Origin of the sequence: Dapis hubbardiae BLCC-M172 (genome assembly GCF_050016015.1) — a bacterium.
In the GTDB taxonomy this organism is placed as follows: Bacteria; Cyanobacteriota; Cyanobacteriia; order Cyanobacteriales; family Microcoleaceae; genus Trichodesmium.
Map to the genome: position 1 here is coordinate 1 of NZ_JBNHEQ010000033.1, position 26,614 is coordinate 26,614.

Sequence of the window (26,614 nt, forward strand, 5' to 3'; positions counted from 1 at the left end):
AGCCATCCTGTAGTGATATCACCAGTCTGAGTCGAGATAGTTATATCTCCCCCATTACCTTCATACGACCAGGAATTGATATCACCACTTTGAGCCGATATCCTTATCTCTCCCCCATCTCCATCAAAGGATGAAGTATCCAATGAAAATATATTAATATTGCCAGATATAGAATTAAGGTTAACATCACCCCCAATTCCTTGAACAGCAGTAGAATTAATCAGACCTATAATAATATTGTTGTTAGCCTTCAGGTCAATTTTTCCTCCATCACCAATTTCGCTCAAACTACGAATATTTCCTACACTAATATCGCCATGAGTTGCTTCTAGATTAATTGCTCCACCATTTCCTCCTCCACTTACTAAAGTAGTAGGTTGACTCAACAACAGTTGTGTACCTATAGCAGTTCCCCAGAGAGCAGCATCACCAGCTCTGTATAAAGTGCCACTATCTCCTTCAAAAGTATCTGTCACCCTCAAAGTCCAAGTTCCACTGGGGTTTTCTCCATTAAAATCTGCTAAACTTCCTTGGGGACGATATGTACCATCAAACGGAGCATTGCCAGAGTTGATACTTGTAGAAGCATCATCATCCAACACAGTATCTTGAAAGTTTTGTCCACTACTACCAACACCAGCAAACAATTTTACTTCCTGCCCTTCGGGTGATTTCAGATAAACTTCTAAGTCTGAATTAAAAATATGCTCCGCAGAAAAGCGTACATCTAGATTCTTTACAGTTTCTAAGTCACCATCTACAGTAAAAGTAAAGGTTGCAGTATCTGTACCTTCTGCTGATATCGCTCCCCCCTCATCCACATCTATAGTTGCCAACAACTCCCCACCAGAAAAAATAGGCAACCCAGAAGTATCAATATTCCCCAAAACAATACCTGCACCAGCAATAGTCAAATTCCGCCCATTTGTCTTAATAGTATCCGCCCCATTCTCAAAGGTATCGGGGTTACTCCCAACATCCGCCTCATTATCCAACATCTCCACAACACCGACTCCATCCCCATCCACATCCGCACGAATTTCTATCTCGCCACCCCCAGGTTGAAATTCCAACACATCATCCTCTATATCCTCAACAGTAATATCATTTGTCGCCTCTAACTTAATATCCGCATCCCCAGAAGTTTCATCAAATTCATCATTTATCCGAATATTAGTGGCAGACAAAGAAACACTTTCTCCACCACCTTTAATTCCACTACCCGTAGCAATAATATCTCCCGTCGCTTCAATATTTATCGCACCATCCGCAGAAATATTTTCTTTTAATGTCACATTGACTGCGCTCTTAATTTCTAACTTTCCTCTACTTTCTGACTCTTGATTTGATAAATCTATTTTTCCAGAAATGAATACATTTCCTGGTGTATCGGCAATTATTGTATTATCTGTTAATTCTAATTCACCATTACTATTAACTATTATGGATGTAGCATTATTTTCTGATCCACCTGTTAATAATTGTGGTAAAGATAGAGTGTCTAAATTAGAAATATCTTCGATTCTGGAATCTACTTCTAAACTTAACAAATGTCCTGGTTGAGAAATTCTCAAAACACTACCACCCTCTACTGCTGCGATAGTAAGATTTCCATTTGTTGTAGATAGTTCTCCGGTATTAATAACTGTTCCACCTAATAAAGTAAGATTTTCTCCAGATTGTAAATTTCCTTCATTAACTATAGCGCCCGGAGTTGAAACGTTAAATCTATAGCCACTAGGATTTCCGACTAAATTTGAGTAGTCGTTGGTGCCCATCGCTTGAAACCAGAAATTGTTGTTGTCAAAACCAATTCCTGTAGCAGTTGTAACGCTGAATGAGGCGGGTATATTCAGGCTGGCATTTGGACCAAACATTATGCCTGCGGGGTTCATTAAGAAGAGGTTGGAGTTACTGCCAAGGACTTGGATGAGACCATTGATGTATGAGGCACCTCCTGTGACTCGCCCCAGAATATTCTGAGTGTCTGGAGTGGTCAGGAAATTTGCTGTTTGGCCAGAGTTAACATTGAATTGGTCAAAACTGTGGAAGAGATTAGCTCCATTACGCGTGCCACCTTCGATATTAAATTGGTTGCCCTGTGGGGTAACGGTGGTATTGGTGCCGTCGTTAGCCGGAGTTATAGGTTGGGAATTGGCGGGAGGAGCTACGGCCAATGTGCCTAAAATTATGGTGAGAGCAGAGATACCATAAGATTCTACAATAGTGGGTTTCATATTAAAAATAATGATAAAGGAGATAGAGAGGAGCTATGAGAAAACTGACTAGGAGGGAACAAAGCCAAATATATCGCTCTACTGAGGCGATCGCGCAGCCAGTTGAGATATATACAAGACTTACGCAGAAACGCTATCCGTAGGGGCAATTCATGTTTCGGAGCATGACAAACGGAAATTGCTCCTACGAAAAACAGAATTTATAGATGCTTTGGGTCAGTCCTGATAGATTAACAATATTTTAATATTAGGACTTACGCAGATACGCTATATATAGCGCTCAAAACTATTACGGAATAGTTTTTTAAATCTATAGATAGTACCTTTGCGTAAGTGCTGAATATATTAATTGATTTATATCTTAACTCACAATAGTCAAGATACTGAAGTTTAGTGAAGCTTTTTGATCGGTTGTTTCTGTAAATTTACTAGGAAGAGTTTGCTTCGCGACTCATAAGTATTGTCCCATAGCCTACCCTTACTAGACTAATACATCTAATTAATTTTGTGCGTTAGATTTTGGGGGCGGGTTTATTTTATCTGATGCTTAAACTCGTTAATTTAAGGCTGAACCCGCCCCTACTATTGCAAAATTTTAGGGGTGTCAGGCCACTATACCTAGATTTAATATTCCTTTTAGAAATGTCCGCGCCCTTTGCTTTTATCCCTATATTTGCATTGCTGAAGCGCAACTACGATTAAGTCAATACTCTAAATTTCTGAAAAATCTTTTTTCTTTTCTACTAATAATGCTTTAGCTTTTGACCGCATTTTGCCATGATATACAACTCCTTCATAAGCATAACGATTATAACCATTATTAACAATTAATTCTTCTAAATAACGGACTCTTTCTGCTGTCTCTGGGTGAGTAGATAACCAAGCAAGAATACCAAGATCTTCTTTTCCTTCATTAAGAGTAACCATAAGATTTCTCACCCCATCCGCAGCATAACCTGCTGATACTAAAATTTGCGTTCCCAACACATCTGCTTGACGTTCCATTTTACGACTATAGTTAACCACAATTAAATTACTAGCTGTACCACCAGCATAGGGAATATATTGTACAATGCTAGTAACTAAATTACCTTCAGACATTAACTTAAATCCATGGGATAATACAGTATGTGCCAGTTCGTGAGCAAGCAAACCTGCTAATTCTGCTTCAGAATTGGTTTTCATTATTGCTCCCAAATTTATAAATATGTGCCCTCCTGGTAAAGCAAAAGCATTGAGGTTTTCATCATTCACTACATAAAAATTATATTCAAATTCATTTCTACCTGTCATTTCCGCAAGTTTTTCGCCCATATTATTGACATATTCAATAATTTCTTCATCCTCAATCATTGGTAATTGTTTTTGAGCAGACTTGGCTATATTTTTGCCAATTCTTGATTCACCTTGGAGCATCATTGCTGTTGTTTGAACTGCATTCATAGCTGCAAATGGATTGCCTGTAAGAGCTACCCCTAATGCCCCAGTAACAACATTAGCAATTGTATTTCTTCTTAATCTTGATTTGAGCTGAGATTGAAATTTTTTTCTATAGGTTTCTGCTAATTGATTAAATTCATTAACTTGGGAATGTTCGGGATTCATTAAAGCAAATTGTTGAGCAAATAAAGTAGCTTCTAACCATTGTTTTTCATCTGCTAGGGCGGCACTTGTGGCTTTAACTAATTCTGGTTCGTTGGGATATAAAGCTACTGCTTGATTTAATACTTCTAAAGCTAACTCTCTTTCTTTATAATTTTTAAATGCTTCTGCAAGTTGAATATGACCTGGAATAAATTCTGGATATTCTTTTACTAATAATTCTAAAGATACGAATATTTGACTTTTTATATTTCTGGCTAAACCTTTCTGTACTTGTTCCCAATATTTTTGAGCTTTTACAGGTAATTCTGTCAGTTCGTAAATTGGTTGAGGGCGATTAACTTTAGCTTCAATATCTTCAGAAAATGGTTCTTTTACTTCTCGATAAAGTTTTTCTGCTGCTACTTTTTCTCCTGCTAAATAAAGTCGGTCTGCTGCTGCTAATTTTTCCCCTGGTGTTTCAGGTTGGTAGTTAATAGGAAATATTTTTTCTGATTGGGAATTTTTCGGTTTTTTTTCTAGAGTATTTGTTTCTGCTAAAGCAAAGTTTTGCAGGGCAAATATGCTAAGTATAATTATCAGATAATTTAGCACAATTTTCATAATTTTATAGGATTTATAGGATTTTTTATTTGCAAATATGATTGATAAAATATTAAGTATTGGTCAGTTATATCATATCAAATGCGGTAGTATCGGTAGAATTCAAGACCGTAGGGGTTTGGTCTCCAAACCCTCCATAAACTAGGAGTTTTCGCTCTTTTCTGATGGTAGAATTATATCACTCCGATTTATCGGGAACCGTAGTCAGCGGATTTGATATTATCCGGATTTGATATAACTGGAAATTTTTCTGTTTCTTTTATATAAAATCCGGATAATTAGTATATCCAAGTCATTGCGACTGGAACGGAGTGGAAGGTTTGCGGAGCATTCCGGAACGGATAGCAATCTCAGGGGTGCGCGGAGATTGCTTCCGCTTCGTCGCTGCGGACGACTATTCAAGCGGATTCTATATTATAGAGTATTTGTTTCTGCTAAAGCAAAGTTTTGCAGGGTAAATATGCTAAGTATAATTGTCAGATAATTTCGTAAAATTTTCATAAGTTTATAGGATTTTTATTGTGCAAATATGATTGATAAAATAGTAAATTAAGTTAAGTATTGGTTAATTCTCCCCTACTCCCCTACTCCCCTACTCCCCTACTCCCCTACTAAAGCCGGGCTTTTTTATTAAAAACATTTTTAACAGTCTCTAACACTACTTCTTCCACACAAGGTTTTGCCAGATAACCACAATAGTTAAATTCTTGCTGCTCTTTTTTATGCTTATTTCTCATCGTAGCACGATTACTCATAACAGCTATTGGCATATCTTTTAACCGAGAATCATTTCTAATTTTTGTAGTTAGTTCATAGCCATTCATATTAGGCATTTCTATATCCAAGAAAATCATGTCAACTTGTAGATTATTTTGGAGTTTATTCCAAGCTTCTAAACCATCTCTGGCTATTTCTACCTGATAGCCAGCATTAGTAAAAGTTGTAGTCAAAACTTGACGCACAATAATAGAATCATCAACAATTAGAATTACATAAGGTTTTAACCATTGGCGATCGCTAACCTCAGTGGTATCAACAATTGCCTCCTCTAACGCTCCTACTGAAAATTTTGCCCCTGCTAAATTAGCATCCCTCAAATTAGTTTCAGTAAAGTTTGCTTTCTCACAGTTAGCATTCTGGAGATTAGCACCCCTGAGATTAGCACCTTGAAAATTTAAACCCTGCAAAGCTAAACCACTCAGCACACAGTTAGAAAAATCATTCTCTCCCACCTCTAGTCTTTCTCGAATTCGCTGTCGCCATAGCTTGTTAAAAATACCTCTCTCAGACAACTTACCGATCAAATAAGTTAACTTGTTCTCACATTCTATACCATGAATATTACCCTCAACATCATACCAGTTGAGCCAAGGTAACAACCCCTCTGGAGAATTAAGACTGAAATTGACTTCACTCTCGCGATACGCATCAGCAATTTGAGAATAACCATGCCCCACACAACTGATAAAATCCTCCTCTGCTTTTACCATATCGTCATTTTGAGTAGATATGGTGCGCCAAATTTTTTCCTGCACACTAAAACCAAAACGCCCTTGAGAATATACTATCCAGAGTAAGTCTATCGTTTGGAAATCTAGCAACGGCAATTTGTGAATAAACTTTCCATTCAGACAACCGGGAAGATAACCATAAAATGAAGAAGTTGGAAACTCTTGGCTATGGAGACTCCCAAGCATTTTTTGGTAATGGTGTAGTAGGCGAGTAAGTTCATTAAATCTCTCAGGTTGAAGATTTTTGTTTATTGTCTTGAGAATACCTCTGGTTTCTCGAACACCTTCATGCACTTGCGCTCTTAAGGCAATTTCACAAAATAGGCGAAAGGTTTCCCTGTCAGCTTTTTGCCATTGAGATGCTGCTAGTAAATCTTGCAATTTTCTGTAGTTAACTCCTAATGACGAGTGCAATTCTAAATCGGTAACAGCTTTTTTCTGTGGATCGAATATCACATCTTTTGGACGTTGCCAGATGTTTTGAATAATTTGAGCGATCGCTTCCCCTACTATTTCTGATGAAATATTCTCTTGTGCCAATTTTTCCCACAACTCAGACGGTATATAGTAAGGGCGAGACATTTGTTGATAAAGTTGGTTGGCAAAACCTCCTGTCACTCCCACTGGAATTACCATAGCCCCAGCTTCTATTGCAACTTCTGCTTCTTGTTTGGCTCCTGGTCCCCCTTCTATTAGTACATAAACCGATGCCATGTGAGCTAAAATTCCTCGACGCTCAAATAGAGTTTTGCCTCCATATAGATTTGTACCATATTCCCAGGGTTCAAATCCTTCTGGTTGAATGTGGTAAACAGGGGCAACTTGATATTGCCTGGTGCATTCTTGCCAAAAACTATAGGATACTGCTTCTGGTATACCACTAACTCCACCTGTTACAAGAGCTAAATTTTCCCCCAAAGTAGCAAGTTTTCTGCCAGTAGCATTGCATATTGCCTCCGTAGTGATACCCCAAAATGAGGTACTGCCAATAATGGCAACTCGATGCTCAGATGAAATTTTACCAACTAACTCTTTAGCTATTTTTGCTTCAGGTTTTTCTGAGGAACTGGGGGAAGTCATGAAATTTGGCAGGTTTGTCTGATATTGCTCTAAATCATCTTGCTCGCGACAGACAAAAATTATTCTCCACGGGAGAGAATTGTTTTGCAAAAATGTCAGAACTTCTGTTAGAGCTATTTTTGCAGCCCAATCTTTGGGAAATCCACGCAGTCCTGTACTAATACAAGGAAAGGCAAGACTATGAATTTGGTTTTCTGCTGCTAACCGCAGACAGTTACGGTAACATTTGGCTAGCTGTTTGCTGGATATCTGGCTATTGGTTTTATCCCAAACCGGGGCACAAGTATGAATTATATATGAGGCAGGAATTTGATAACCTTTGGTAATTTTTGCTTGGCTAGTTTCCAGCCATTCTATTTGTCTGGTAGCATCTCTGAGTGCTTCTCCTGCTGCGTGATGAATTTTGCTACATAACCCGTAGCTGCGCAGATTATTGTCAGTAGGGTTGACTATCGCCTCTACCTGTTGAGAGATAAGATCGCCTTGAGTTATAGTCAAGCGATCGCCCCATCGTTGATTTTCCTTAGACATCTGCCAATTTTGTTCTGATTTATTCATGGTTTATTTTAAATAAGTATAATTTATTATAATAATTATACACAATTTCCTTGACATTTATTCAATATAAGTGGCTATTAGAAGGAGATTTAATCAAAAGTCAATCTGTAATGTACTTGGTCATTCATTTTTTAGGTTAGACTAAGTATTATTATTTATATTTTTTTTAAATCAAGGTGGTGTTTGACTATGACTTCTTTTGAAGAAATGGCTGATTACGACAAAGCTATTAAACTTAATCCCAAAGATCCTGGTGCTTACTATAAACGGGGTATTGCTTACTATAACCAAGGGAAGTATGAACAAGCACTAGCTGACTACGATAAAGCGATTGAACTTAATCCCCAGGATGCTGCTGTATATAATGACCGGGGTGTTATTTTCTATCTCCAAGGACAGTATCAACAGGCAATTGCTAATTACAACCAAGCCATTTTACTTAATCCCCAGGATTCTGATTTCCACAACAACCGGGGCGTTATCTACGAAATCCAAGGACAGTATCAAAAGGCTATGGCTGCTTTCAACAAAGCTATTCTAATTAATCCCAAGGGTGCTAATGCTTATGTTAATCGGGGTAATGCTTACTCTCACCAAGGAGATGAGAAAAAGGCACTAGCTGACTACGATCAAGCGATTCTACTTGAACCAAATTTAGCCCAAGTTTACAACAACCGGGGTAGTATCTACAATAGTCAAGGAGAGTATAAAAAGGCGCTGGCTGATTACAACCAAGTTCTTGAACTTAATCCTAATGATGCTGTAGCCTACTATAACCGGGGTAATGTCTACTCTAATCAAAGCAAGCATCAAAAGGCGATCGCTGACTATAACCAAGCCATTCAACTCAATCCTAATTATGCTGAAGCTTACTATAACCGGGGAAATAGTTACTCGGAGCAAAAAAAATATAAACAGGCGATCGCTGACTACTCTCAAGCTATTAAACTCCATCCTAATTACCTTGATGCTTGTTATAACCGGGGTTTTCTCTACGAGCAGCAAAAAAAATATAAACAGGCGATCGCTGATTTTAGCCGAGTCATTAAAATTGATTCTACCTATGCCAAAGCTTACCATATTAGGGGTTTAGCATATTTTGAGCAAGGAAAATATAAACAGGCGATCGCTGATTTAACTCAAGTCATTGAACTTAATCCCCAGGATGCTGATGCTTACAATAACCGGGGTGCTGTTTATCAGCAACAAGGGAATACCAAACAAGCTATTAAAGACTTGGAAAAAGCTGTTAAGTTATACAAGAAACAAGGAAATCAAGAGTTATATCAACAAGCTTTGGATGACCTCCAACAGTTAAAGGTAAATTAGAATGGATAATGGATAATGGATAATGGATAATGGATAATTGATAATGGATAATGGATAATTGATAATTGATAATTGATAATTGATAATTAAACATCTCCATAAAATAGAGAACAGGGAAAAAGAATTGATAATTTATCAATAATAATTGATTTTATTTTGGGAGATGTCTATTAGAGATAGTTTTCATGCTCCACTATCCATTATTCATTATCCATTATCAATTTAACTAAAAAAACGTTTGACAATCTTGATAATTCTCTCCGAAGCATGACCATCACCGAAAGGATTAATTGCCATTGCCATTTTTTTATACTTACTATCATCACTCAATAATTCTGCTGTAGCAGCCACAATATTACTCGTATTAGTACCAACAAGTTTAGCCGTTCCGGCAATTATTGCTTCCGGTCTTTCTGTTGTTTCTCGTAATACTAAAACTGGCTTACCTAAACTAGGAGCTTCTTCTTGTAAACCGCCAGAATCAGTTAATATTAAATAACAATTTTGAATAGCTCCTACTAATTCACTATAATCAAAAGGTTCCTCTAAAAATATTCTCGGATGACTCCCTAAAATTGCTTTTAAAGGTTCCCTAACTGTGGGATTTTTATGCAGAGGTAAAACTAAAGCAGTATCAGGAAAGTTATCTAAAATTTGGAGGAATCCTTGAGCAATTTTTTCTAAAGGTTCTCCCCAATTTTCCCGCCTATGAACTGTTGCTAATATGACCCGATATTTCCCCCAATCTAAACCATTAATATGACATTTAGGTTGAGATTTTGCTACCTTTAGCAAAGCATCAATTACCGTATTTCCTGTTTGATGAACTTCCCCTACTACTCCAGATTTTTGTAAATTTTCCATAGCTAAAGTTGTAGGAGCAAAATGCAATTGAGCTATCTGAGAAATTAAACGGCGGTTTGCCTCTTCGGGATAGGGATTAAATAAATCATTAGTCCGTAAACCTGCCTCCACATGACCAACAGGAATTTTTTGATAAAATGCAGATAGGGCTGCAGCAAAAGCAGTGCTAGTATCTCCTTGGACTAATACTAATTGAGGCTGCAACTGTACAAATAATTCTTCTAATCCTTGCAAACTTCGACACATAATATCTGTCAATGTTTGCCGAGTTTGCATAATTGCTAAATCCTGGTTGGGGCTAATATTAAATAATTTCATTACTTGGGCAACCATTTCCTTATGTTGACCAGTTAAAATTACTAGGGTATTAAAATCAGGAGAATTTTGAAAAAGTTGGATAACTGGTGCTAGTTTGATAGCTTCGGGGCGAGTTCCTAAGGTAATTGCTACTTGAATAGGACTGTTTAGCATTTCAATTTAATTTGATATGTTTTTTTTAAGACAATAATCAGAATTATATAGCATTTACCGAATAATTAATAATTAATAGTTAATAATTAATAGTTAATAATTAAGAGATTGAATGTATCAGGAAATATAAAAAGGAGATAGGGAACAGGGAACACTTAACTGGGAATAGGAAGGAAGAAATCAACACAAATATTTGTCGCTTAAAAATCTAGGAATATTTGTACTGAATACTTCTCTATCTACCTTTTTTCAATCCCTTGAAGTATTACCGCTTTTATATTTTAGTCACTTCGCGTGCTCTCTTAATAATTATTTTACAAACAGTCTCTAATAGTTGATACTCAATTAATTATTCATTCAACAATTCACGCCTTGAAGCCTCCCATTGTAATTAATAATTAATAATGAATAATTAATAATTTCAGAGGGTATGCTTGGGTAAATAGTTGATATATTGCTCCTAAGCGCCGTGATAATTATTAATTTTATTCCTAGGTCATGCTTCGCAAACGGCTGTTGCCGACATTAAAATTGTTAATTGTCGTTGACGATCTTTTTCTTTGCTGATGGCTGAGAGCTGATGGCTGAATGCTTACTTATTAATTAATAACTGAAGTCCCATCGGAAGTATAGCATTCATGTATGGGAATTGGTATAATTTAGCCAAATATTGATTTTTAAACCTAATCAAAATTTAGACTGCTTTCAAGCAGAAGACGATAATAATAAGACAAATGTCTGGCAAGACTACAGGTTAGGATTGGATTAAATAATAATAATAGCTAGTCGATCGGGAGAGGTATTATATGCCAGGGTTATTTCATCTCACATCAGATTTATTTATAGCACTAACCTATCATTTTATCGCACTAATACTTATTTACTGTTTAATTAGACGACCAAATATGCCATTCAATCTAACTTTTTGGATGTTGGCAATTTTGATGATTTTTAGTGGTATTTCTCAGACTCAAGAAATTTGGACATTGGAGCATCATTACTATTGGGTATTAGGATTAGTTAAGGGTATCAAAGTCATAGTTTCTATATTAACAGTAATATTTTTAGTTCGTTTAGCTCGGAAATTTTTAGCAATGCCTAATCCTATCGAACTAGAAGCAACTAATCAGGAACTAGAAAAGCAGATTAGAGAACGTATTTTAGCTGAAGAAAAAATTTGTCTCCTCAATGCAAACTTAGAAGCTAGGGTACAACAAAGAACTGCCGAGTTAAGAGAGTTAAATCAAAAGTTAGAAAATGAAATATCTGAACGCATAGCATTTTCTGAAGCTCTAAAAAAATCAGAGGCTCGTTTAGCAAGTATTTTAGATATGGCTGAAGATGCAATTATTTCAGTGGATAGAAATAGAATTATTCAACTTTTTAACCAGGGGGCAGAAAAAATATTTGGTTATAGAAATCAGGAAGTTGTAGGGCAGTCATTTGGTAAGTTAGTTGTTTGGCAAGAGTCAAAATTTAATAACTCTGTCGAGGGAAAAAATCACAATAAAAAACATAAACTTGCTATAGTTATTGGGAGGCGAAAAGATGGTACAGAATTTCCAGCAGAGGCGTCAATTTCACAAATAGAATTAAAAGATGAAACTGTATTTACGATGATATTGCGAGATATTAGCGATCGCAAACAAGCAGAGCAAAAATTAGCTACTCAAGCTCTAGCAGCAGCAGCAGTAGCAAAATTAAGTCAACGCGCTCTTGAAAGTATATATCTATCAGAACTCATGTCAGAAGCAGTTTCTTTAGTATGTCAGACTCTACGACTAGACTATTGTCAGATTTTGCAAAACTCATCAGATAGTCAAAGTTGGCAAATTCAAGCCAGTTTCAGCAACCCCAAAAATTTAACCAGTCTAGCAGGAGTTAGTAAAGGGTTTGAGTCTTTAATTGCTTGCACTTTAGCTGCTCAAAAACCAGTCATAATTGAAGACTTCAACACGAAAATTGCTGATTTTCCAGGTTTTAAACTTTTATTAGACCAAGGTATTGTCAGTGGTATCAGTTTAATCATTCCGGGAAATAATCAACCGGCAGGAATATTAGCTACTTATACCACAAAAAAACATACTTTCACTCAAGACGATGTTCACTTTTTACAAGCAGTAACAAATGTTCTCGCTAGTGCTATTGAACAAAATTTAACTCACTTAGCTCTAGAACAACAATTACAACGTAGTCTTCTATTGGGAAAAATTACTCAAGAGATTCGCCAAAGCTTAGATACACAGAGGATATTTGATACTACTGCGCAACAAATAGGTCAAGCTTTTCTGGTCAACCGTTGCGTAATTCATTCTTATCAAGGGGGGTTAGTACCAAAGGTACCATTAGTAGCAGAGTATTTAGAAACTGGATATGAATCAATTTTGAATTTAGAAGCCCCAGTAATTGATAACCCATATATAGAAGAACTATTAGCACATGATAGAGCGATCGCTTCGGACAATATTTATACAGAACCATTGCTACAAAAAAATGCTTCTGCATCAACTTGTGTTCGTAGAGAATTAAAATCTATGTTAGTAGTTCGTACCTCCTATCAAGATGAACCAAATGGAATTATTTGCTTACATCAATGCGATCGTTATCGCAATTGGAGAAAAGATGAAATTGAACTCCTAGAAGCTGTTGCTCAACAAGTAGGAATTGCTCTCACTCATGCTCATTTATTGGAGCAAGAAACTCGCCAACATCAACAGCTTGTTGCACAAAATATTGCTCTTCAACAAGCAAGACAGGCAGCAGAAGTAGCGAATAAAGCGAAGGGTCAATTCTTGGCTACTATGAGCCATGAAATTCGGACTCCAATGAATGGAATAATTGGTATGACTTCTTTGTTAATTGATACTAATTTGAATTCAGAACAACAAGAATATGTCAATGATATCCATACTTGTAGTATTGCACTCCTAAGAATTATTAATGATATTCTTGACTTCTCTAAAATTGAGTCTAATAAATTGGATTTTGAGGAAAGACCTTTTAATTTAAGATTATGTCTGGAAGAATGTATTGATTTGCTTGCTATTCAAGCAGTGAACAAAAAAATTGAATTAGCTTATTTTATTGAAGATAATACACCAAGCATAATTTTAGGAGATGAAACAAGATTACGTCAAATTTTAGTTAATCTGATTACTAATGCTGTTAAATTTACCGCCAAAGGAGAAGTTTTAGTTAATGTTTCATCTCAACAAATACCATGGTCAGAAAATATCATTAATTCTCCAAATTCAGAAGCATTTAAACTTCCTGAAGATAGTAGTGATAATCAACAAAATATAGCTAGTAATTTGTATGAAATAAAATTTTCTGTTAAAGATACTGGAATTGGAATTCCCCGAGACAAAATGCACAAATTATTTCAACCATTTAGTCAAGTAGATAGTTCCACAACTAGACAATATGGAGGAACAGGATTAGGATTAGTTATCAGTAAACGTTTATGTGAAATGATGGGTGGTAAAATGTGGGTTGAAAGTCAAGAAGGAATAGGGTCTACATTCCATTTTACTTTAATGGCAAAAGTTGATGAAAATATTAGAAGTCAATTTAATCCTATCAGTAACTTAGCTAATAAACGATTATTAATCGTGGATGATCGTCCTTCTTGTTTACAAATTTTAACTCAGCAACTCAACGAGTGGGGAATTTTATCTCATACTGCAACATCAGGTATTGCAGCAATAAATATCCTCAAAAATGAAACTGCTGACCAAAATTTTGATTTTGACCTAATAATTATTGGTATGGAAATGTCAGAAATGGATGGAGTGGCAACTGCTATTGCTATTAGAGAAATACCCAAGTATAAATATTTGCCATTAGTTATGTTAACTCCTATTGGTAAATCTCCTACAAAAAATCAGCTCCAAAAACTAAATTTAGCAGCCTTACTAAATAAACCAATTAAACAGTTACAACTGTACAATATATTGGATAAAATATTCTGCTAATTTGCCGTTAAATAGTAGTCATTCGTTAGTATCATAGACATTTTTTAACGTTTACAAGGCGAATCAGAACCATTCCCTTAGTGATAGCTGAAATATAATAGATTCTTAACTCATATAGCATTACGCATTAAGGTGTTTGACATTTATAAATTCTGTTTGCGGAGCATGACCTAGGAAAACCCTTTGAAAGTCTACTATTCCTTATTCCCTAGCGCTATAATATTTTTAAATTAAAACTTTTATGAATGCACAAAAATCACAGAATAATTCCTCTGTAATAATGATAGTAGATGATGAAAAATATATGCGTTATCTGCTGCGTAAAGCATTAGAATCAGAAGGATATAAAATAATAGAAGCAAACAGTGGCAAACAATGCTTGGAAAAATGTAATATTCAAATACCAGATTTAATTTTAATAGATGCAATGATGCCAGAAATTGATGGCTTTGTTTGCTGTATTAAATTACAAGAACTTTTTAGTCGGCATTTATCAAATGATTTTTTTCCAGATCAGAATCTAGATACTAACCCTTTACTTTACCAGACTCCATTGTTAATAATTACCTCTCTTGAAGACAAAGAATCTGTCGATCTTGCTTTTACTGTTGGTGCGATGGATTATATTACTAAGCCAATTAAATGGGCAGTTTTACGTCAGCGAGTTCGTCGAATTTTGCAAATTAATGAACTGGTAAAAGAATTAAAACAGCAAACAGAAACTGCAAGATTTATGACGTTTATTCAAGAACGGATACGTCAATCATTAAACCTTGATGATATTCTCAAAACTACAGTAGATGAAGTCCGAAAATTTCTCAAAACAGACAGGGTACTGATATATAAATTTCAGCCAGATGGAACCGGAGAAGTAGTTATGGAATCTGTTACTTCTAGTCAAGCATCTGTTTTAGAAAGCATGAGTAAATTTAGTGAAAATGCACAGGATAAATCTGCTAATCAAGAATATATATCTATGGGAGATTTAATGCCATATCATGTGGAATTTCTGAGTGAGTTTCAAGTAAAAGCTAACTTAGTAGTACCAATATCAAAGAGTAACACAGAACAAACCTCGGATAAATATTTTGAATCTACTCAACAACAATTGTGGGGATTATTAATTGCTCACCACTGTTCAAAACCGAGAAAATGGGAATTTTCAGAAATGGATTTTATTGAATGTTTAGCGGGACAGTTAGCGATCGCTATACAACAGTCAGAACTATATCAAAAATTAGAAACTGCGAATCAAAAGTTAATTGAACTTGCCAACATTGATAGTTTGACTAAGGTTGCTAACCGCCGTGTGTTTGACGAATATATGGATAGGGAGTGGCGACGAATGGCAAGGGAAAAAGTACCCATAGCTTTGATTCTATGTGACGTTGACTATTTCAAGCGGTACAATGATACTTATGGTCATCCAGCAGGAGATAGGTGTCTGCAAGCAGTTGCTAATACGATTAAAGCAGAAGTCAAGCGACCAGGAGATTTAGTAGCACGTTACGGTGGGGAAGAATTTGTAGTTGTATTACCTCGAACAGATGCTCAAGGTGGATTTCACATAGCAGAATTAATTCGTAGCCAACTTTTAGATTTAAAATTAGTTAATGCTGGTTCTCAAATCTCAGAATTTGTTACCATGAGTTTAGGTGTGGCAAGCACTATTCCTTTACTAGAGTTTTCCTGGGGAAAATTGATTAAAATAGCAGATGAAGCTCTCTATCAAGCAAAAGCAGAAGGACGCGATCGGACAATTATGCAAACTTTTTGAGAAGAAGGAAGAAGAAATAAGGGATAAGGAAGAAGGAAGAAGGAAGAAAGTCAATAATGATAGAGATAGCTGTTACATTAGACATCTCCGATCGTCAAAAATAAAATCAATTATCTCTCATAAATCATCAATTATTTCCCCCTACTTACCTACTCCCTACTCCCTACTCCCTGCTCCCTCTTTTCTGGAGATCTCTATTATATCTATAGCGTTTCCAGATGAGTTGTCAACCAAAATTGTCGTTTTTTTAGTAAAAAAAACTTCTGTATTCTCTCCTCCTGACTCCTGACTCCTGACTCCTTTTTCTAGCAATTCAATGTTCACATCACATTCAGAAACGCTATATAATAACTAAAATTTATGGTTTATCGGTATATTTTGTTTAATAAACCCTATAATGTCTTGAGTCAGTTTACTGAAAATCCTAATAGTAACCATCGACATCATACTCTAAAAGAGTATATTTCCGTTGATTCAGTTTATCCAGTTGGCAGATTAGACCAAGACAGTGAAGGTCTTTTACTATTAACAAACCACGGACAACTTCAACATCGACTAACCGATCCAAAATTTGCTCATCCTCGTACTTACTGGGTGCAAGTAGAACGAATACCAGATACAACAGCATTGAAGCAACTACAGGAGGGTGTAACGATTAAAAATTACAAAACACGACCCGCAAAAGTTAAATTGTTATCTGTAGAACCCTCCCTACCACCCCGCAACCCACCAATTCGATTTCGCAAAACTGTACCCACCGCATGGTTAGAAATAACACTCACAGAAGGTCGTAACCGTCAAGTGCGAAGGATGACCGCAGCAGTAGGTTTTCCCACATTGCGGTTAGTTAGAATAGCGATCGCTCATCTTCGTCTAGAGGAACTCAAACCTGGTGAATGGCGAGACCTAAATCAAGCTGAAATTGAATCTCTCAAGCAGATATAGCGGAGTCAGAAGTTATATCATGTGCGTAAGAAAGTAGGAGTCAGGAGTCAGGAGTCAGGAGTCAGGAGTCAGGAGGAAAAAGGGTCATTTCAGTTATCAGTTGGTTTAACAACTTTAAGTTTTTGCATCAGCCAGTTCTCCAAAGCTATATGCAAAACCATCAGACTTATGGATATGCTGGCAATATTTATGATTAACATCAAAGGTTTGAGTTGATGTTTTAATCTTAAAGTTACCTTTTTTCCTAACAGCAATTCTACCAGTATGAGTACCAGCATATTTACCTTTGGGAATTACTGCTTTAACCATGTCTCCAGTCTGGAAACCAAAAAATGATTTCTGTTGAAGTTTAGGTGCGCCGCGAGGAAATCCATACTTATCAGAATTAACCATCTGACGAGTACCTCTACCCATTGCTTTAATCAATAATGGTTGATATCCTTTGATGTTTAAACTATTAGGAGTAGAACTTCCCACACAGGCAGCATCAGTCCAATGAGATTTGGAAATGCCTAATCGCCGTCTATTAAATTTAGTTAATCCTCCAGAACCTAACTCAACAGACAAACCAGTATTTTCAAGAACTTCTTTGAGTTTCCAACGAGTAGCATTAACAGCAGCAGCATCAGCAAGTGGTTGCTTGCACTGTTTTTCTATTATTGCTCAAAGTAATGGTCTATCTGATAGAAAATCAGCAGGTAATTGATTATCCTTTTTCTGATTACACTCAACGCAACTCAGTACCAAATTAGAAACTCTATCGCTTCCCCCTTTGGATTTAGGATAGAAATGGTCTAAGTTAAAAAACCCTTCTTTAGTGTTGCAATAAACGCAAGTCCTGTTAAATTTTTCAAGCAAATATTCTCTGACTTCATAGCCAAATAATTCGCCTTTTTGGTATTCAATCCCATTAATTTCTGGGTTAACTATCTTCTGCATATCAAACCTAACTAACTCTTGGCTAATAGCGGTGATACGAGCTAATCGACATAGTTTTTTTACCCAAGATTCTATGTTATAAACTCGACTCATTAAGCTCGGAGGCAGCCAACCTTTGGGTCGTTTCCTGTTGAAAAAACGAGGTTGACGATATCGAGTTTTACGATTACGACGGTTACAACGTTGAGTTCTACGGTGATTTAATTTGTCCCGAATTTGAAACCCGCGATGTTCAAGTTCTGCACACCAGACAATGTTAGAGTCAGATACTACTGCTAACCCAGTCCTTTTAGCACCAGGGTCTATCTTAACTCTTAATTCTTTTACTTCATCTTTGGATTCCTCCTTCAAAATAATCGTAAATGGATACCTGCGAAATACTGCTGCTTTGCCTTCAGTTAATAATTTTCTGGCAACGGCAGGATGTACTGGATTGCAGGGTTTTTTATTAGTGTCCAGCACAAAAACTGCATTTTTATTCATTAAAAAACTCCTATTTCTAGGGTAATGTTTACCTCGCCAATGTTGCATCCCGGCAGATCCAAATAGCACCGCTTTACCCCTCGTAAACTTTTAACTATTTGGTTTCAGAGCTTGGAACTGGTAAAGCATTCCAAGGTGAGAACTTTGACTCTTAAATGCAACGTAGTCAGTTAAGACTTAGGCTGGTCAGCTACCTAAAGAGGAGGCACGTTTCATGTCGGCTCTTAGCCGAAAGCCCCGTCTCTTTAGAGCGGGGTGCTGACAAATTGACTCTTGCTTCAATTTGGCTTGATGCTCACAACGAAAACCATCCTTGCACCATTGTGTCATATTAACCTGTGAAAGTTTGAGCACATCTGTACATTTTGGTTCTATTACCTGACTTTCCACCGCCCATATCAAACTACGAATAACATCGAAACCTGTCTTGAGGCGAGATTCTTGATTTCCTGGTCTACCTATTTCCTTAACAATATCAGTTTCCACCCAAATTCCATGAGAACCCAGAATAATTTGTGCTAACCACTTTGCTCTAGGTAAATGACTAGGAGATGTGACTAATTTAATATGTCGCGCTCCCCATTTTTCCAAAATTGGCATAGCAAAAAAAAAGTTACCAAAAGTAGATTTAGCGCAATGTTCTAACCAAACCTTCTCTACAGGAGCATTTACCCGTTGAAATAATCCGACAATACAGGGATCTTGAGAACCAGTAGAAATTAGTATAGGTATCTGAGGATATTTTTTAGCTACTTGAGCAATATAAATTTCCCGTTTAATACTGCCACCCAAAACCAAGTAAGCATCAACAGGAGCTTTTGATGCTGAGTTAAGCAAAAGAGTATTTCCCACTGACCAAACTAATAGACTAGAAATTATGGGTAAAAGTACCAAAAGCAGTATTTTCCTAATTTTCTTGTTTCTACGAATGGTATAATTCTCTAGCATATAAATTATTTGGAATTATATCATGTTCGGATAATTAGTGATCAAAAAACTTTCTCCTTTTTATACTTTCTTTTTCCCACTTCCCTCCTGACTACTACCTCATTATTTATAACTGTTCAACCGGACATAATATTATATCACTTTGAAAAAAAAGAATAGTATAAAAAGGTAGCTCTCTGTCAGATATGCTGAAAAATAGCTACTCCAATTCATTTTAGATATTTATATCCCACGTTCCGCAGGTCAACTTGTAGCATTAAAAGTAGTATAAAAATGGTAGCTTGGTAAGTATTTATACTGAAGATATCCTATTCATTTGCCTGTAAAGGCTTTAAGGTCTAATTTGCCAGCCCTTACTATTGGACAATAGATGAATAGAACATCAATAATTGCGAAAGAGAGGAATATAGCAGCCACATTTGCTCCGCCTTTTCCTGACGGAATGCTCCGCATTCATGTCGGCTCTTAGCCGAAACATATCGGCGACACCCGAAACGCTTTCTCAGCAGAGCAATAACTATTGGACAATAAATGAATAGAACATCAATAATTGCGAAAGAGAGCAATATATCTGCGGAATGGATGCTCTATCACTACCTTCATACAACAAAGCCATATGAAATTGCTAAGAATGTAAGTTTTGAGTCCAAAATTAAGAATGCAAATCATACCTATTTTCTACCCTAAAGTTGCGCAAAAAACTCCTTTATACTTCCTGAATTATGACTCCTGACTCCTTTAATTCCTATTCTTTTTTTCACCATTATTCCGCAAAAATTCCCCAACAATAGCAACTGCTCCTGAGCCTACAATTAAAATTACACTTAGAGCATTAATATCTGGTTTTACTCCTGTACGAATCCGACTAAAAATTTCCATTGGCAATGTTGTTGCTCCACTTCCAGAAGTAAAACTAGCAATTAAAAAATCATCCATACTTAATACAAAAGCCAGCAGACATCCAGACAAAATTCCTGGTATTAATTGGGGTAATAATACTTGAATAAAAGCTTCTACTGGCGTTGCTCCTAAATCAAGGGCAGCTTCCTCTAAATTGGGGTCTAAATCTGCTAATCTTGTAGAGACAACTAAACCTACATAAGCTAAACAAAAAACAATATGAGCTGCAATAATTGTCCATAAACTTAATCTAATTGCCAGTGCAGCTAAAAATACCAAAGTAGCTACAGCGATCGCTATATCAGGAATAATTAATGGCAGATAAGAAATACCCAGATATAATGATTTACCACGAAATTTATATTTTGCCAAACCTACTGCCATTAAAGTACCAATAACTGCCGAAATAGCTACAGCAAAAAAAGCTACAGTTAAACTATTTTGGAGAGCAGTTAAAATCCTAGTATCCTGAAAAAGTTTTACATACCATTGCAGGGTAAAACCTTCCCATCCAGCACTATATTTAGATTTATTGAAGCTATAAAAAGTCAATACAAAAATTGGCAAGTACATAAATAGGAACATTAAAATTGTAAATATTACCTGCCAAGAAATTTGAAATTTAGGTTTAGATTTAGACATATCTATTGGGATATCATCTTCTGGATTTATTACAGTATTTGTCATTTTTTTTTCATCTAAAACTTGAGTAAAATTTTGACTCGTATAGGTGGTAAATAAAAAATACGATAAAATGTTACAAGCTACATTTAGCTTGGGTTTGGAGACCAAACCCCTACGTTCATTAATTGATAATGGATAATGAATAATGGATAATTACCTCTGCTGAAAACCATCGAATTGAATATCGGGAAATCTCCTAGAACTTTTTTTCTCCTTAAATTGATTAATTATCAATTATCCATTGGTAAAATGTTACCTAATAGTTCAATATTCAATCTTCCCATACCTCCCACACCTCCCACACTTCCCACACTTATTTCGACGGTTTACCATCACCAAATTTTAGTAAAAGAGCGATCGCTATACTCACCCCTAAAATCAAAACCATACTCAAAGATGAACCAAAACCCCAATTTTGAGTAGCTCCTAAAAACTGGTTATAAATTAATCGAGCAGCGGTCATACTTGAAGCTCCACCTAATAATTCTGGGTCTACAAAATCTCCTAAAGAACTAATAAAAACTAACAAAGAACCTGCAGCAATACCAGGTAAACTTTGGGGAACTGTCACTTTCCAAAAAGTTTGTATAGGAGTAGCACCTAGATCGGATGATGCTTCTAATAATCTCCGGTCTAATTTTTCTAAAGAAGCATAAAGAACTGTCACAATATAAGGTAAATAACTATAACTCATGCCAATCAAAACTGCCGGAGTTCTATTCAACAATTCCAAAGGTGGTAGTCCGATCATTCCAATAATTGAGTTTAATACACCAGTAGGACGTAAAATTGTAATCCAGGCATAAGAACGTAATAAAGATGAAGTCCAAAGTGGCAAAACAAAACCCAATAAAAGTAGATTTCGCCACTTTTTTGGTGACATTAAAGCAATCCAATAAGCTACAGGAAATCCTAATAATAAACATAAAATTGTTGTACCTATAGCAAAATATATTGAACGCCAAATTACTTTTAAATTTAAGGGATCAAATACTCGTAAATAGTTACCAATACCGTCAGGAATTACTAAATCTCCTGGTCGAATATTTTCTACTAAACTCAGCTCAAAAATTACTAAAGTTGGCAATACTAATAAAAACAATAACCATAAACCTGCCGGACCTAGTAAAACTAGAGGACCCAAGAGTTTAGAAAATATTTGACTCATACCATGTTTTGACTGAGAATTAGGGAAAGCGGGAGTAGATGTTTTAGTAGGTGTATTCATATCAGTTATCAATTATCAGTTATCAGTTATCAGTTATCAGCTTAAATCAAAACTAATGACTGTATAACGATTTTAATTTTCTCAATGTCCTAACACTTTTTTTGTAGTGTTATAGAAATTGCAAAATTTCTCAAGGATTGGATTTTATAGTGCTATGCGCAAGTTAAAAGTAAAAAGTTAAAAGTAATCTCACTCGTGAGTTTTCGATGCCTAAATGCGTAGTGCTATATATGTTCAGGAACAAGGAATTTTATTAAGCTTTACTTAGACTTTAATAACTAAAAAAAGGTCGTAGAATAATCCCATAAATAAACTCAGGAATTTGTCTTCTTCCTTCCTCCTTCTTCCTTCCTCCTTTACCAATGGATAATTGATAATTGCTATATTAGGTTTACAGCCTTCTATTTCAAGAGAAAAAAAGTGCTAGGAGATATCCTTATATTCAATTCCGTTACGGTTTTAACCAGAAGTAATTATCCATTATTCATTATCAATTATCAATTATCAATTAATGAAAATTATCCACTTCTTAATTTAGTCCAGTATCTTTCATAAACTTCTTCATATTTACCCAGTGGAGCTAAACTTTCGCAGTTTTGAATAATTGACTCTGGAGGAAATAAAGTAGGGTCTTCTTTTAGTTCTTCTGGTAACAATTGATATGCTTCACGAGAAGGTGTCGTAAAACTTAGTCTTTCTACAATTTCCGCTGCTATATCTGGCTGTAACATAAAGTTAATCCATTGATAAGCACCATCTGGGTTAGGAGCATTTTTCGGAATTACTAATGTATCTGTCCATAGAGAGGAACCACTGCGTGGGGTAATATATTCTAAATCTTCGTTTTCTGGTTTAATTTCTGCAGCATCAGAAGAATAACACATAGCAATTAACAAATCTTCTACCAAAATTTGAGAGCGCCAACCATCTGTAGTAAAGGAAGCGATCGCTGGTCTGAGTAGAAGTAACTCTTCGTAAGCTTCCCTAATATTTTCTACATTGGTAGAGTTGTAAGAATATCCTAATTTTCTTAAAGCACACCCCATCACCTCGCGCACGTCATTCAGTAAAGTCATCCGCTTTAATACTAAATCTTCATTTTCCCAGAGATACTCCCAATCATTAGGCGATGTTGCTAACAGTTTACTATTGTAAATTAAACCAGTAGTTCCCCAACTTACGGGTACACTATAGAAATTACCCGGATCGTATACCGGGTCTTGGAATTTGGGAAATAGATCGTCTAAACCAATAATTAGAGAGTGGTCTAATTCTGTCAGCAAGTTTAGGGCAGCCATTTTTTGCACCATATAATCAGATGGATAGATAATACTATATGCTCCTCCTCCCCCTGCTTGTACTCTAGCTAGCATTGACTCATTAGAGTCAAACACATCTGCAACTACTTTGATACCAGTTTCATCGTAGAAGCGATCGAGCAAATCTTGATCTGTATAACCTGCCCAAGTATATATATATAATAAATCTGAATTACCCTGCATTCTGGGGTTAGATTTAACTTCGGCTAATCTCCAACCACAACTAGAAAGGGTTGAAACTGCGATGGTAGCTGCTGACGCTTTCAGAAATTTACGTCTAGAAGTACGAGTATCTTGCTGGTAACTCAATTTCGCTACATTATTTCCCTGGTATTTCTGTAAATTAGTTGGAGGCACAGTAGTTACAAAAAGTTTAAAGTCAAAAGTAAGTTTACCAATGGATAATTGATAATTGATAATTAATCCCCAAAGGTTTAAAGCCTCTCATTACCAATGGATAATTGATAATTAGAGATAGTTTTCATTATCCACTATCCATTATTCATTATCAATTAATGAAGCTTTTTAATTGTATTTAACTATTTTTATGATTTTGATTCACTTAAAGCCAAACAATTTTGTTTTGACCAGTAAACATAGATAGGAGTATCTTGGTTGGGCAAAGTTCCTTCTGTATTTGGCTGCCTAACCATAATCTGATCGCCTGACAACAGATTTACTTGATAATGTACATGAGTTCCCATATACATTACATTGGTCAACCTGCCTTCAAAACAATTTTCTGATACATCTGGACAATAGAGACTTAGATTAACTTTTTCTGGTCGCACACTTACGACTACTGAAACACCTCCATAGATTTCTCCATGTTGTTCCTTATCACTCACTTTTGATTGTTCTACAGAAATCTTTAGACCACTATCTGTTTTAACAACCATACTGGAATTATTACTATATTCGACCCGACCTTGAAATAAATTTGTATCTCCAATAAAATCTGCCACAAATGGACTTTCGGGGCGCTCGTAAATTTCTTGAGGAGAACCTATTTGTTCTATTCTACCCTCGTGCATCACAGCAATACGGTCAGACATACTCATGGCCTCTTCTTGGTCGTGAGTTACCATCACAAATGTTACCCCCAAATCTCGATGTAAATTGGACAATTCCATTTGCATTTGTTTCCGTAGTTTTAAGTCTAGGGCACCGAGAGGTTCATCTAATAATAATACTGCTGGACGATTTACTAAAGCCCTTGCTAAAGCCACCCGTTGTTGTTGCCCACCAGATATTTGATTAGGATAGCGATCAGCAAATTTCTCCATTTTCACCAACTGTAGAGCTTGTGCTACTTTTTCCTCAGTTTCGGCTTTTCCTAAACGTTTGATTCGGAGTCCAAAAGCAATATTATCTTTAACGCTTAGATGGTTAAATAAAGCGTAGCTTTGGAAAACAGTATTTACTGGACGACGGAAAGGAGGAGTTTGGTTCATTGATTGGCCTCGAATCATTATTTCACCCGCTGATGGGGTTTCAAATCCAGCTATTAAGCGCAATGTTGTAGTTTTGCCACAACCAGAAGGCCCTAAAATACTAAAAAATTCTCCTTGACGAATATTGAAGTCCACACCCCTTACTACTGTATGGCCGTCAAATACTTTGAATACTTTACGCAGTTCGACGTCGTTTTGGGTGTTGGTTAGGGTCGTCCCCATATTCAGTGCAGTTTGAGTCATAATTATTATGTCTTAAGTGGGGAATATACTTGGGAAATTTGGTTTTCAACTAATTTAAGTATTATATTTTCTAGTATTTTAGCAGTATTAAAGGCAAGAAGGAAGAAGGAAGAGGGAAGAAGGAAGAAGGAAGAGGGAAGAGTGAAGAAGGAGGAAGGAGTAAATATTGAAAAAAAACGAAAAATGATAGAGTCTAAAATGAATTGGAGCAGCTTTTTTTAAGCATCTATAATTAAGATGCACTTTTTTGTCGCATTCTTTTTTTAAAGGTGACGGCTGAATGGTTAGGATATAATATAGCAGTATGAAATTATTTGTGAAAAAAAACTGTAGATCAAATATTACAACCTATTTGAGGATTGCTATATAATTTTTATGGCTGATTTTTCTATCTATAAATATAGCTATTATTTCATTAATTGATAATGGATAATTGATAATTGATAATTGATAATTACCTCAAGAAAAACCGTAACGGAATTGAATATAAGGAAATATCCTAGCACTTTTTTTCCCTTGACAGGGGAGGCTAATAAAGCTGAATTCTTTAATTAATAATTAATGATTATTAATTATTCGGTAAATAAATATTCATCGGAGGGTGAGGGAGAAACTTCTGGGTTACTAGATGGTTTTTCCGATGACTCTTTAGTTGTTTCAGGCTGCTCTTTTTTGTCGGTAGATTCTTCTGTTTTATCCAATGATTCATCCGACTTTTCTTGTTTTTCCCATTCGGAAACTGGTTTAGTTAAGACATTTTTGAAGTTCACAGATAACAACAAAACCGATACCTCTTCTGGTGGTTCCCCCTCTGGTTCTAATTGAGAATATATCAAATTACCATTAAAGTCTGGTTGACCTAAAAATAGACGACTTGTTTTACCATCTTTGAGTTGAATTTCTACAGTTATTTCTGGTTTTTCTAAACCATATTCTGATAATTGAGAAACTGAAGTAGTGATGGAACGATCGCTTTTTAAGTTTGTTAGTTCAGTTAGCAAAAATTCTACTGTTTGTAAGTCAGCTTTTTTTTCTACAGGTTCAGTTATATTCCAGGTTTTTTCTTCGGCTTCTTCGTCTATTTTTAAGGTTAATATTTCTGACTCTTGTTTGATAGTAATAGTCTGAATTTGTTCTGACTCAAAATCAAACAGTTGTTTTTGTTGTTCTTGGGTTTCTGCTTGTTGTTGTTTACCTCGAATTTCATAGAAATAAACAAACCCTCCTAAAGCAAGTGCTGTTAACATTAATGTTAAGGTTGTTTTTTTGATTTTCATAATGTTAGGGAGTAGGGAGTAGGGAGTAGTCAGTTATCAGTTATTAGCTATCAGCTATCAGTTAAATATTTTTTTCTAGTCTTATTAAAATAACAAAGTAAAAATTTAACTCCTGAATTATCCATTATCCACTCAGAAACCGGGTTGATCAAGGAAATTTAGGAAAAATAATAATTAAGGTAATAAAC

16 protein-coding genes are annotated in these 26,614 nt (G+C 35.8%); 4 read left to right on the top strand and 12 right to left on the bottom strand.

Going from position 1 to position 26,614, the window contains the following annotated elements; translation table 11 throughout:
- The 3 genes from ACP6PK_RS03700 to ACP6PK_RS03710 all read right to left on the bottom strand — a co-directional run.
- Positions 1-2,237: two-partner secretion domain-containing protein (locus tag ACP6PK_RS03700; protein WP_426557853.1), on the bottom strand; the 2,237-nt coding region annotated here is incomplete at its 3' end.
- A gap of 711 nt (positions 2,238-2,948) precedes the next feature.
- Complete coding sequence (locus ACP6PK_RS03705; protein WP_426557855.1) at positions 2,949-4,442, bottom strand: M48 family metallopeptidase; 1,494 nt, start codon at positions 4,440-4,442, stop codon at positions 2,949-2,951.
- 611 nt (positions 4,443-5,053) lie between these two features.
- Positions 5,054-7,591: a macro domain-containing protein gene (locus ACP6PK_RS03710; protein ID WP_426557857.1), complete on the bottom strand. Its 2,538-nt coding sequence runs from the start codon at positions 7,589-7,591 to the stop codon at positions 5,054-5,056.
- A 189-nt stretch (positions 7,592-7,780) separates the two neighbouring features.
- On the opposite strand from ACP6PK_RS03710, the gene ACP6PK_RS03715 reads away from it, so the two are divergent.
- A complete protein-coding gene (locus ACP6PK_RS03715; protein ID WP_426557859.1) occupies positions 7,781-8,920 on the top strand; it encodes a tetratricopeptide repeat protein in 1,140 nt (379 codons plus the stop codon).
- A 222-nt stretch (positions 8,921-9,142) separates the two neighbouring features.
- Here ACP6PK_RS03715 and wecB read toward each other — a convergent pair whose 3' ends face one another.
- On the bottom strand, positions 9,143-10,255 hold the full coding sequence (gene wecB, locus ACP6PK_RS03720) for a non-hydrolyzing UDP-N-acetylglucosamine 2-epimerase (protein WP_426557861.1): 1,113 nt from the start codon (positions 10,253-10,255) through the stop codon (positions 9,143-9,145).
- A gap of 806 nt (positions 10,256-11,061) precedes the next feature.
- Between wecB and ACP6PK_RS03725 the strand changes: the two genes are divergently transcribed.
- The 3 genes from ACP6PK_RS03725 (at position 11,062) to ACP6PK_RS03735 (ending at position 16,951) form a co-directional block, all read left to right on the top strand.
- Positions 11,062-14,229: an ATP-binding protein gene (locus ACP6PK_RS03725; RefSeq protein WP_472846357.1), complete on the top strand. Its 3,168-nt coding sequence runs from the start codon at positions 11,062-11,064 to the stop codon at positions 14,227-14,229.
- Between the two features lie 241 nt (positions 14,230-14,470).
- Positions 14,471-16,006, top strand: a complete 1,536-nt coding sequence (locus ACP6PK_RS03730) for a GGDEF domain-containing response regulator (RefSeq protein WP_426557865.1) — start codon at positions 14,471-14,473, stop codon at positions 16,004-16,006.
- 360 nt (positions 16,007-16,366) lie between these two features.
- Entirely contained in the window at positions 16,367-16,951 is a 585-nt protein-coding gene (locus ACP6PK_RS03735) for a pseudouridine synthase (RefSeq protein ID WP_094677513.1), read from the top strand.
- Between the two features lie 114 nt (positions 16,952-17,065).
- Here the strand turns inward: ACP6PK_RS03735 and ACP6PK_RS03740 are convergent, their stop codons facing one another.
- The 8 genes from ACP6PK_RS03740 to ACP6PK_RS03775 form a co-directional block, all read right to left on the bottom strand.
- On the bottom strand, positions 17,066-17,518 hold the full coding sequence (locus tag ACP6PK_RS03740; protein WP_426557867.1) for a hypothetical protein: 453 nt from the start codon (positions 17,516-17,518) through the stop codon (positions 17,066-17,068).
- Positions 17,519-17,614: 96 nt separating this feature from the next.
- The gene (gene iscB / locus ACP6PK_RS03745; protein WP_426557869.1) at positions 17,615-18,373 is read right to left on the bottom strand and encodes an RNA-guided endonuclease IscB; all 759 of its coding nucleotides are present in this window, start codon (positions 18,371-18,373) and stop codon (positions 17,615-17,617) included.
- 186 nt (positions 18,374-18,559) lie between these two features.
- Positions 18,560-19,321: a YdcF family protein gene (locus ACP6PK_RS03750; protein ID WP_426557871.1), complete on the bottom strand. Its 762-nt coding sequence runs from the start codon at positions 19,319-19,321 to the stop codon at positions 18,560-18,562.
- A 738-nt stretch (positions 19,322-20,059) separates the two neighbouring features.
- On the bottom strand, positions 20,060-20,908 hold the full coding sequence (locus ACP6PK_RS03755; protein ID WP_426557873.1) for an ABC transporter permease: 849 nt from the start codon (positions 20,906-20,908) through the stop codon (positions 20,060-20,062).
- A 310-nt stretch (positions 20,909-21,218) separates the two neighbouring features.
- On the bottom strand, positions 21,219-22,133 hold the full coding sequence (locus tag ACP6PK_RS03760) for an ABC transporter permease (RefSeq protein ID WP_426557875.1): 915 nt from the start codon (positions 22,131-22,133) through the stop codon (positions 21,219-21,221).
- Between the two features lie 518 nt (positions 22,134-22,651).
- Positions 22,652-23,761: an ABC transporter substrate-binding protein gene (locus ACP6PK_RS03765; RefSeq protein ID WP_426557881.1), complete on the bottom strand. Its 1,110-nt coding sequence runs from the start codon at positions 23,759-23,761 to the stop codon at positions 22,652-22,654.
- Positions 23,762-23,997: 236 nt separating this feature from the next.
- On the bottom strand, positions 23,998-25,149 hold the full coding sequence (locus ACP6PK_RS03770) for an ABC transporter ATP-binding protein (RefSeq protein WP_426557877.1): 1,152 nt from the start codon (positions 25,147-25,149) through the stop codon (positions 23,998-24,000).
- A gap of 572 nt (positions 25,150-25,721) precedes the next feature.
- Positions 25,722-26,426 carry a DUF4340 domain-containing protein gene (locus ACP6PK_RS03775; RefSeq protein ID WP_426557879.1) on the bottom strand — a complete coding sequence of 235 codons (705 nt, stop codon included), beginning with the start codon at positions 26,424-26,426 and terminating at the stop codon, positions 25,722-25,724.
- Positions 26,427-26,614 lie beyond the last annotated feature (188 nt).